At 59.3% G+C, this 9,740-nt stretch carries 8 protein-coding genes, 1 tRNA gene and 1 pseudogene (1 of these 10 running past the window's edge); 8 read left to right on the top strand and 2 right to left on the bottom strand.

All coding sequences use genetic code 11. The features are described from left to right. A pseudogene (locus tag FVQ81_13740) lies at positions 1 to 17 on the top strand (hypothetical protein) (it extends 712 nt beyond the left edge of the window). Then, positions 14 to 763, top strand: coding sequence for a hypothetical protein (locus tag FVQ81_13735; protein ID MBW7997610.1), 750 nt, complete (start codon positions 14 to 16; stop codon positions 761 to 763). Before FVQ81_13740 ends, FVQ81_13735 begins: the two are co-directional and overlap by 4 nt. A 139-nt stretch (positions 764 to 902) precedes the next feature. On the opposite strand, the gene FVQ81_13730 is transcribed toward FVQ81_13735, so the two are convergent. Further along, positions 903 to 1,928, bottom strand: coding sequence for a dipeptide epimerase (locus FVQ81_13730; protein ID MBW7997609.1), 1,026 nt, complete (start codon positions 1,926 to 1,928; stop codon positions 903 to 905). Between the two features lie 247 nt (positions 1,929 to 2,175). Here FVQ81_13730 and FVQ81_13725 point away from each other — a divergent pair. The 5 genes from FVQ81_13725 (at position 2,176) to FVQ81_13705 (ending at position 6,707) form a co-directional block, all read left to right on the top strand. Then, positions 2,176 to 2,250, top strand: a tRNA-Gln gene (locus tag FVQ81_13725). Between the two features lie 58 nt (positions 2,251 to 2,308). Then, a complete protein-coding gene (locus FVQ81_13720) occupies positions 2,309 to 3,253 on the top strand; it encodes a ribose-phosphate pyrophosphokinase (protein ID MBW7997608.1) in 945 nt (314 codons plus the stop codon). 35 nt (positions 3,254 to 3,288) lie between these two features. After that, positions 3,289 to 3,990 (top strand): 50S ribosomal protein L25, encoded by a 702-nt coding sequence (locus FVQ81_13715; GenBank protein ID MBW7997607.1) that lies wholly within the window; start codon positions 3,289 to 3,291, stop codon positions 3,988 to 3,990. Next, positions 3,987 to 4,577 carry an aminoacyl-tRNA hydrolase gene (locus FVQ81_13710; GenBank protein MBW7997606.1) on the top strand — a complete coding sequence of 197 codons (591 nt, stop codon included), beginning with the start codon at positions 3,987 to 3,989 and terminating at the stop codon, positions 4,575 to 4,577. Before FVQ81_13715 ends, FVQ81_13710 begins: the two co-directional genes overlap by 4 nt. A gap of 48 nt (positions 4,578 to 4,625) precedes the next feature. Further along, positions 4,626 to 6,707, top strand: coding sequence for a sodium-translocating pyrophosphatase (locus FVQ81_13705; protein ID MBW7997605.1), 2,082 nt, complete (start codon positions 4,626 to 4,628; stop codon positions 6,705 to 6,707). Between the two features lie 107 nt (positions 6,708 to 6,814). Here FVQ81_13705 and FVQ81_13700 read toward each other — a convergent pair whose 3' ends face one another. Then, complete coding sequence (locus FVQ81_13700) at positions 6,815 to 9,043, bottom strand: tetratricopeptide repeat protein (GenBank protein MBW7997604.1); 2,229 nt, start codon at positions 9,041 to 9,043, stop codon at positions 6,815 to 6,817. 339 nt (positions 9,044 to 9,382) lie between these two features. On the opposite strand from FVQ81_13700, the gene rpsF reads away from it, so the two are divergent. Beyond that, the gene (gene rpsF, locus FVQ81_13695) at positions 9,383 to 9,733 is read left to right on the top strand and encodes a 30S ribosomal protein S6 (protein ID MBW7997603.1); all 351 of its coding nucleotides are present in this window, start codon (positions 9,383 to 9,385) and stop codon (positions 9,731 to 9,733) included. Positions 9,734 to 9,740 lie beyond the last annotated feature (7 nt).

The following is a 9,740-nucleotide window of genomic DNA, read 5'->3' as shown; positions in this document are numbered from 1 at the left end:
CTCTGTCCGGCCGGTGACCCATCCCCTGCTGCGCGAGGGCCTGGCTGTGGCCCTGGGCGGCCGCGGCGGCCGGGATGCCCCGGTTATACTCGATGTCGGCTGTTTCCTGCTCCGCTCATCGCTGGTGGAACTCGACTCGCTGTGCAGCGAGCGGGCTTACCTCGAGGAAGCGGTCAGTTTCAGCTATCCGGCCTCGGGAATTTATGTCCGCTTCCTGCTGGAGACACTCGGGCTGGATTCTGTCCTCGCGCTCTACCGCCGCTACAGCCGCCCGGACCGGGACACCGCTGATTGGGTGATCGATCCCGCGGACTTGCCCGCTAACAAATCCTGGCGGGACTGGCTGGACCGCTGGCGGCAGTTTGCTGTCCTACGGCCTGCGGACACGCCGCCGGAGGATGGCGGGGTAATTCTGGAGCTTGAGGGAGCCACCGTGTGGGACCGCGGAGAAAAGTACTGCTTCCGCCTGGACGGCGACCTCACTTTTTCGGAAGCAGACCCTCCGGACGGTTACCGCAGCAGCCGCTTCCAGGAACTGTTTCCGGAGCAGGCCTACCCGGGCTGCCGCTATCTGGTCTCGATCAGGGACAGGGAAATCGGGGTCTATGACCTGTATCTCAACACCCTGCTGGCCAACCGGGTGCCGCCGTTCATGTTCCCGGCCCCGGAGCCGGCAGCGGACGAGAGCCCGCTGATTTTCAGCGTGGACAAATCATTGTTCACGATACCGCTGGAGGAACTGGTTCCGCTCATGCTCGAGTGAATTGGAAACCTGGAATCGCTGTAATAATGCACGTTCAACAGAAAGAGGGGATAAAAATCTCCTGCTGCACATAGGGGCGACGCGTGCGTCGCCCCTACATTTTTCGCACCCTGGTGCAAATGATTGTTGCCAACCGCCCTTACTTCCGCTCCACTCCCAGCCCCGGCCCGTGCGGCAGCACCAGCTTCCCGTTGTTGAATTCCACGCCCGTGAACGGATCGTTGGCCAGCAGCTCCGCGCCGTCGAGGTCGGCGTAATCCACCAGCGGACTGATCTGGGCCGCGGCGGTGATCTGGATGCTCGATTCCAGCATGCAGCCCAGCATGATCTCCATGCCGTGGGCCCGTGCGGCGCCGATCATTTTCAGCGCGTGACGGAGGCCTCCGCACTTGGAGAGCTTGATATTGATCATGTCGAAGCGGCCCACGCAGTTTTGGATATCCTCCAGGCGCTCGCAGCTCTCGTCGGCCATCAGCGGCAGCGGGCTTTTTTCGTACAGCCAGCGCTGGCTCTCGATATCCGCTGCCGGCAGGGGCTGCTCGACAAACTCCACTCCCTCCTCGGCCAACTGGTGGATCATCCTCAGCGCGTGATGCGGTTCCCAGCCGCAGTTGGCGTCCACCCGGATCACGGCCTCCGGAGCTTCCCGGCGCACCACTTCCAGCACGTCCATATCCTGCGGGCCGCCCACTTTGACTTTCAGCACCGGGCAGTTCTTTGCCTCGCGCACTTTTTCCCGCACGACCTCGGGAGTGTCGATCCCGATCGTGAAACTGGACACCGGCACGGCATCGGGCGACAGGCCCAGCATGCGGTAAACCGGCAATTCGGCGAGCTTGCCCTGCAGGTCGTAGAGGGCGCAGTCGACAGCGCTCTTGGCCGCGAAGTTACCCTCCAGCACGCCGTCCAGCTCGGCCATCATTTTCTCCGACTGCCAGGGGTCTTCCCAGCGCTCGATAAACGGTTGCCAGGTTTCGAGCGCGGCGATAACGGTGCGCTGGTTGTCGCCGTAGATGAAAAACGGCGCGGCCTCGCCCCAGCCCACGATTCCCTCGTGCTCCAGGCGGACAATCACGTTATCGAACCTGTCGCCGGTCAACTCTTCCCGGGCAATCTTGAACGTGTGCTTGGTCGTCAGCGAAATTGGTTCCCAACTGATTTTCATTTGAAACCGGACCTCCAGTCTGATATGTCCGCAATAAATAATATTATTTTACTTAACCGCTCTTCACGGCACACACAAAATAACACCGCCGCCGAGGCCGTGTCCATCCTTGCCCGTATTGAAATGACGCATCCATTGATAATTAGCTAAAAAAGTTGACAGATATTGTTGGCAATTTTATCTTTAGGTTCACTTTTTTTCTGGAAAAACTGAGTTAATACGCGTGAATTTCTTCTTTTTCATGCGTTGGGGCGTAGACAAGTGGTAAGTCACGGGATTTTGGTTCCCGCATTCGCAGGTTCGAATCCTGCCGCCCCAGCCAGTTCATCGCCGGGCCGTAGCGATGCGGCCCGGTTTGTTTGACGAGTTACGGTAAAGCCATGTTCTCCGGAATCGACCTTAAAATTATCAGCGGCAACAGCAACCGTCCGCTTGCGGAGAAGATCGCCGCCAGCCTCAACATGGAGTTGTGCAAGGTTGAGGTCAGGCGGTTTTCCGACGGTGAGATTTTCGTCAAAATTCTGGAGAATATTCGCGGTACGGACTGTTTCGTGGTCCAGCCGACCAACCCGCCCGCGGACAATTTCATGGAGCTGCTGCTGATTATCGATGCGCTGCGGCGCTCCTCGGCGGGACGGATCACGGCGGTTGTCCCCTATTACGGCTATGGACGGCAGGACCGCAAGGACCAGCCGCGGGTCGGTATCGGCGCCAAGCTGGTTGCGAACCTGATAACGATGAGCGGGGCGGACAGGGTGATGATGCTGGATCTGCATTCACACCAGATCCAGGGCTTCTTCGATATCCCCAGCGACCACCTCTACACCCTGCCGATCTTCCTGGAATTTATCCGGTCGCTGGAATTGAAAAACCTGGTGGTGGTTTCGCCGGATATCGGCGGAGCCAAGATGGCCCGCGGTTACGCCGGCCGGCTCGACTGTCCGCTGGCTTTTATCGAGAAAAGACGGCCCCGGCCCAATGTGGCCGAGAGCATGAATATAATCGGTGATGTCAGCGGCAAGGACGTGGTGATTGTCGATGACATGATCGACACCGGCGGAACACTGGTCGGAGCCTGCAAAGTGCTCGGCGACCAGGGCGCAAACAGAATCTGGGTCTGCTGCACGCACGCGGTCCTCTCCGGCGCCGCGGTCGAGGTGCTTCAGGACGTCCCGCTTACCGGCGTGGCCCTGACCGATACGATCCAGATTCCCGAGGAAAAACTATTCCCGAAACTGAAAGTCCTGTCGGTGGCTGAACTGCTGGGCAAGGCGATAAGCTATATCCATATGGGCCAGTCAGTTAGCACGCTGTTCGTGGACTGACAAATTAAACTGCAGACATAAACTTCAGGAGCTGTATGATGACAAGCAAGAACCCTGTAATGAAAGCCCGGACCCGCGACCGTTTCGGCAAGGGCGAGATGCACCGGATGCGCAGCGAGGGATTGGTGCCGGGCGTTGTTTACGGCCACGATGAGGAAACGGTCTCGCTGATGATCGATGAGCGGGAGCTTTCTCATCTGCTGAACCACATCTCGATCGAGAACACGATTATCGATCTCGAACTCAGTGGCGGCGTAACTAAGAAATACCAGACGCTGATTCGCGAGGTCCAGCGCCACCCGTTCAAACCAATCCTGCACCACGTGGATTTCTACTCCGTGCCCAAGGACCGTAAGATTCCGGTTAACGTGCCGATTGTCCTGCACGGCAATCCGATCGGCGTTGCCCAGGAGGGCGGCCTGGTCCAGCATGTCCTGCGCGAGCTGGAAATCATGGTTCTGCCGACAACTATTCCCGAGCAGATCGATGTGGAGATCGGCGAGATGCACATGCACGACAGCATCCACGTCTCGGATATCGAAACCGGTGAATTTGAATTAATCACCGACCCCAAACGCACGGTCGTAACAGTTCTCCCGCCGGTCGTGATAATCGAGCCTGAACCCGAGGAAGAGGAACTGCTCGAGGGCGAGCTGCCTGAGGGCGAGGAGGCCGAGGACGGCGAGGCGCCTGCTGCGGATGATGCCGGCGAGGAAGATAAGGAGAGCGGGAAATAATAGAGCCTCAGCTTGAATCCGACCTTAGAGTGGTGGTGGGTCTGGGAAATCCCGGACCGGACTATGAAAACACCAGACACAATGTCGGCTTCTGGTTCGTGGACTACCTGGCCCACAAGCTCGGGCTCGATGATTTCTCCAGGAGTGCGAACTGTCTTGTCACCGAAGGCGCCGCCGAGGGACTGGAAATCCTGTTTGTCAAACCCATCCTGTTCATGAATCGCAGCGGTGTTGCGCTTAGCGCATTGTGGCGCCGCAGACCCTTCAAGCTGGAAAACCTGATCGTCTGTTACGATGAGGCCGACCTGCCGGCCGGTACGATCCGGATCAGACCGCGGGGCTCGGCCGGAGGCCATAAAGGCCTCAAGTCCATAATCGAAGCCCTGGGTACGGATGAATGCACCCGCCTCCGTTTCGGAGTTGCCGGTGAGCGCGTTTCAGGCGATCTGGCCGATTACGTGCTCGACCCGTTCGAGCCGGAAGAAGAAGACGCCGTGCTGGACAGGTTCGAGGATGCCGCCGAGGCCGTGTTTGTCGCGTTCAGGGATGGTATCGAAGCCGCAATGAGCCGTTTCAATTCATGCTGATTTTTTATCCAACAGCAGCATTCATTTAGAGTTACCAGGAGAGGAGCGATGGAAAATTTCATTTATTTTATCCCGGCCTCCGGTGCGCTGGCCCTGCTTTACGCGTTCATCAAAGCCTCCAGCGTCAACCGCGTCGATCCGGGCAACGAGGAGATGGTCACCATCGCCGGCCATATCCGCGAGGGGGCGATGGCGTTCCTGAGCCGTGAATACAAGGTGCTGAGCATCTTCGTACTGGCTGTCGCGGTCCTGCTGGTAGTCGGCTACAAGGCTGAGGTCCAGGCCCTGGTGGCGGTCAGTTTCATAATCGGTGCTCTGTGCAGCGGCCTCGCCGGCTTTTTCGGCATGCGAGTGGCCACCAGCGCCAACGTGCGGACAGCCAACAAGGCCCGCGATAGCCTGGCCGGCGCCCTGGGCGTGGCGTTCAACGGCGGAGCGGTGATGGGCCTGAGCGTGGTCGGACTGGCCCTGCTGGGCCTCAGCGTGCTGTTCATTATCTACCGTAACGTCCTCGGCGTGGGCCTGGAAGTCCAGAGCCAGTTGCGCGATGTGGTCGTGCCCGTGCTGAGCGGCTTCAGCCTCGGCGCCAGCTCGATCGCGCTGTTCGCCCGCGTGGGCGGCGGGATCTACACCAAGGCCGCCGATATCGGCGCGGACATGGTGGGCAAGATCGAGGCCGGTATCCCCGAGGACGATCCGCGTAACCCGGCCGTGATCGCCGACCTCGTGGGCGATAACGTGGGTGACGTGGCCGGGATGGGAGCCGACCTGTTCGAGAGCTATGTGGGCGCGATTATCGGCTCGATGGTGCTGGGCGCGACGATCACTATCGGCGGCTCGTTCAGTATCGACTTCGTCCTGCTGCCGCTGATGCTGGCCGGGATCGGGATTATCGTTTCCATTATCGGCACGCTCTTCGTGCGCACCTCCGAGGGCGGCAACCCGCAGAAAGCGCTCAATTTCGGCACGTTCGGCGCGGCGGTCGGGATGGCCGCGATCAGCTATTTCGTGGTCCGCTCGATGCCCCAGGGGCGGTTCGAGATTTTCGGCGACGCGGGCAGCTACGCCACGATCAATATCTTCTGGGCGATGGTCACCGGGCTGATAGCCGGTACGGCGATCGGCCTGATAACCGAGTACTATACCTCCGACGCCCGCAAGCCTGCGCAGAATATCGCCAAGCAGAGCGAAACCGGCGCGGCCACCAACATTATCGCCGGCCTGGGCACGGGCATGCGTTCCACCGCACTGCCGGTCGTGGTGCTGGCGCTGGCGGTGATGATCAGCTACGCCTGCGCCGGGCTCTACGGGATCGCTATCGCCGCGTTCGGCATGCTGGCCACAACGGGTATCCAGCTCGCGGTCGACGCCTACGGGCCGATCGCCGATAACGCCGGCGGAATCACCGAGATGGCCGGCCTGGGCAGCGAGGTCCGCGCCCGCACCGACAAGCTCGATGCAGTGGGCAACACCACTGCGGCAATCGGCAAAGGATTCGCTATCGGCTCGGCGGCGCTGACCGCCCTGGCCCTGTTTGCGGCTTTCCGCGCCACCACCGGGATCACCGTGCTGGATATTACCGATCCCAAGGTGATGGCCGGTCTGTTCATCGGCGGCCTTATGCCCTTCCTGTTCAGTTCGTTCGCGATGGCCGCTGTTGGTGAGGCCGCTTTCGAGATGATCGAGGAGGTCCGCCGCCAGTTCAGGGATATCCCGGGGCTGATGGAGGGTAAGGCCAAGGCCGATTTCGCCCGCTGCGTGGATATCTCCACCGCCGCGGCGATCAAGCGGATGATCGCGCCGGGCCTGCTGGCCGTGCTGGTGCCTGTCGCCTTCGGACTTTACAGTGTCGAGATGCTGGGCGGGGTCCTGGCCGGAGTGACAGTGACCGGCGTGCTGATGGCGATTTTCATGTCCAACGCCGGCGGCGCCTGGGACAACGCCAAGAAGTTTATCGAGGCCGGCGCGCTGGGCGGCAAGGGCAGCGACGCCCACAAGGCCGCGGTGGTCGGCGACACGGTGGGCGATCCGTTCAAGGACACCGCCGGCCCCTCGCTCAATATCCTGATTAAGCTGATGAGCGTGATCTCGCTGGTGCTGGCTCCGCTGTTCAAGGCGATCCACATGTAAAGAGCGGCCGGAACAACAGAATAGTGCTATGCAAAAGAGGGCAACGGCGGTATGCCGTGGCCCTCTTTCGTTTGGACAGACGATTTCTTCGGTCCTTATCTATGCGCTCAATCCAGACGGAAGAAGCAGCCGATCTGACGGTTTTGCTGGCTGGCCTGGTCGATAATTTCTATTTTCATCCGGTAGTCTCCGGGCAGCAGCAGCGATGTGTCCACAATGAACGTCTCCGGTATTGTCTCACCGGATATCACCGGCTCCCGCTTAAAAGTCAGGGTCAGGCTGCTGGCGCGTTTTTCACCCCCGGAAAATAATTTCCATATCGCGCTTAACACACCTTCATCCCCACCAACTCTGGTAACCGTAACGCTCTCGGTGTACTTTCTCTGCCCGCTATCTCCCCTTCGCAGGCCGTAGATTTCGAGATAGACGGTCATGATCTCGCCCACCGCGTACTCCAGTGAGGGACGGGGAAGCAGCTCGACTCCCAGCCTGGAATGCGCCCCTCCCGAAGGAGGCAGGGGGATTCCCAGTACTATCCCGCTGAGGTCAATCCTGCCCCGCCGGTAAGACTTCAGCGCAATATCCCGGCGCTTCAGCACCCGCCTTCCGGGTACTTCCATCCGCGCGGCGAATATTCGCGGACCCGGTTTTACCTTCACGCTGTTGACTCCCATCCACAACTCCCGTTCGCCGTCCTCCACCCGGACCGCCGCACGGCTGTCGCGGACAAGCTCCCGCCAGCCGTTATCGAACACGGCCAGGCTCACACCCGGAGGGCTGGCGAGCTCGACTTCATCCACCGCCAGAGACTGGTAGGTTTCGAATTCGGTCCAGCCGTCCGGGGCCATGAAATCCACCGCGTAGCAATTTTGCTCCAGGGTGGGCAAGGGCTCGGCGAACGATTCGGTCTCCATCGCCCTGGTCATGTTCCCCGCCCCGTTGACAGACAAAGGGATAAAAGCATAGTCTCCGATCGAGCTGCCCCATTTACTTTCCCTGAACGGGAAAAACGTACCTCCGTAATACCAGACTTCTTCGTGGAGGATACCGCTGCTCAAGTCTCCCGTGATCGGTCTGCTGATTAGATCCGGCGGGCCGTGGCGCACATAGAGCAGTCCCCGCTGCTGAAGGGCCAGTTCGGGATAGCGGTTGAAAAACAGGTCGGGATCGTAGTCGTAGCTCATGCCGGCTGCACCCGAAAATAAAGCATCCCGGCGGTAAAAATCCCGGGACCGGAGCGCCTTGGAGTAGGGGTCGTTCAGCGAATATTTTTTCTGCGCCTCGCGCAGCCGTTTGTAATGATCGAAAAGCCTCTCATTACGTCTGGTGAGCGGGTCCGGGTCGCGCCTACCCCAGAAGGTGCGGAAAAACCGCGCCCATTGCCTCGCGCTTTTCAGGCTGTCGGCTTTAAGCTGTTCCTCGGGACGGAAAATCGCCTGGGCATCCACCGCCAGCCTCTCGAAATCTCCTTCCAGTTCGGCGGCTTCCAGTGAGCGCCGGTAAGCGTCCTCGAACCCGGAGGTGTCATCCAGTTCCACCAGACAGCGGGCGCGCAACAGGTGCCTATCCGCAGGCTTGAATCCCGGCTCGGCAGTTTCCAGCCTGTCGAGCGCGGCGAGGGCGGCGTCAATCTGGTCCGTCTCGTAGCGGTAACCGGCCGCATCCAGCAGCCAATGAGCGTAGTCCGGATGACTTTCGACATAGGACTCAAGGCATTCTGCCGCACTGAGTTTTTCCTTGTTATATTTGTCCAGTATCCTGTCCCGCCAGGTTGGATAGGATTCCTTGTAGGTCGGCTCGATGCAGATCAGGTGCAGCAGCATTTCGCTGGCGATGCGAAATCCCTTGGGATCTCCATCCCCTTTGAGATCACCTAGTTCGAATGCTACTTCGGCCCTGCGGTGATAGGCCTCTAAATTAGTGGGGTCAGCTTTTATCGCAAACAGATACTCCTTAATAATGGCGTCCCATTTTTTGAAAGGAACGCTGGCCACGATATCGCCCAGGCCGATCCACGCCTTGGAGCGCAACCGGTCAATTTTTGAGCCGAGTACGTGCCTGAACTCAGCCCTCGCCCGGTTTTTTTCACCCGCCGCCAGATACAGCCTGCCCCGGGCCAGCCGGGCCTCCCAGTGGTCAGAATCGGCATCGAGCACTTTGTCCAGGGTGGTTATGGCTCCGGTGGTGTCGCCGTGCTGGAGTATAGCTTTGGAAAGTTTAAACAGGCTGTCTGCCGGCATGCCGGAAGGGGATTCAGCCGCGCTGGAGATAACCGGCGCAAGCAGGAAAAGCAGCGGCAGAAATATTCTGAGCAATCCTGTCGCATCGATCCGCATGAGGGCACCCCGCTACCGGAAAATGGCGCGATCAACAGTCAGGGGTCGGGAAAGTATCTGATCAATCATACTTGTTTGCATCGATTTTCGCAAACCGCTCTATTTGTATGTTACATGATTAAGTCACAAAAGTTCCGCTCCGCTGGCCCCTGAAATATTACACGAACGATACGTTAATTTGGACAAATATTTCACTGATCTTAAGCTGTCTGCGCAATTAACCTTGCTTTTTACTGTTCTCCTGCCTAAATTATCTCCTCGCTTCAGCTTACAGTACACTAACCCCCTGTTCCCGCGACGGCTGTGGCGGGGACCTAACTGACCGAAGGGAGACGGCCGATGAAGAAGTACGAAATCGTCCTCCTGCTTGACCCGACTATCGAAGATTCCGAGGTCGACAACACCTTCAACAGCGTGCTCGAAATCCTCACCGCCCAGGGCGCGGAGATTATCGAGAGCGATACTATCGACTGGGGCAAGCGCAAGCTGGCCTTCCCGTTGAAAAAGAAGGAAAACGCCTTCTACCGTATCTACCGCTTCAACGCCGAGTCCGAAGCGCTCGAGCAGATCGAGCGCAGGCTGAAGATCAACGACATCGTGATCCGCAGCCTGATCGTGATCTACGATCCCGACACCGAGCGCGTGCTGGCGCAGAAACCGGCCTCGGGCGATGACGGCGGTAAAAAATAACTGCCCA

It is taken from the genome of Candidatus Glassbacteria bacterium (assembly GCA_019456185.1).
In the GTDB taxonomy this organism is placed as follows: Bacteria; Gemmatimonadota; Glassbacteria; order GWA2-58-10; family GWA2-58-10; genus JAJRTS01.
Note: the sequence above shows the minus strand (reverse complement) of the source record. Positions and strands in the feature narration are given on the sequence as shown.

Excerpts from the sequence above, each read along its gene's own strand:
- FVQ81_13715 (MBW7997607.1), top strand. The coding sequence starts at position 3,289 with ATGATGACAAGCAAGAACCCTGTAATGAAAGCCCGGACCCGCGACCGT.
- FVQ81_13705 (MBW7997605.1), top strand. The coding sequence starts at position 4,626 with ATGGAAAATTTCATTTATTTTATCCCGGCCTCCGGTGCGCTGGCCCTG.
- FVQ81_13720 (MBW7997608.1), top strand. The coding sequence starts at position 2,309 with ATGTTCTCCGGAATCGACCTTAAAATTATCAGCGGCAACAGCAACCGT.
- rpsF (MBW7997603.1), top strand. The coding sequence starts at position 9,383 with ATGAAGAAGTACGAAATCGTCCTCCTGCTTGACCCGACTATCGAAGAT.
- FVQ81_13730 (MBW7997609.1), bottom strand. The coding sequence starts at position 1,928 with ATGAAAATCAGTTGGGAACCAATTTCGCTGACGACCAAGCACACGTTC.
- FVQ81_13700 (MBW7997604.1), bottom strand. The coding sequence starts at position 9,043 with ATGCGGATCGATGCGACAGGATTGCTCAGAATATTTCTGCCGCTGCTT.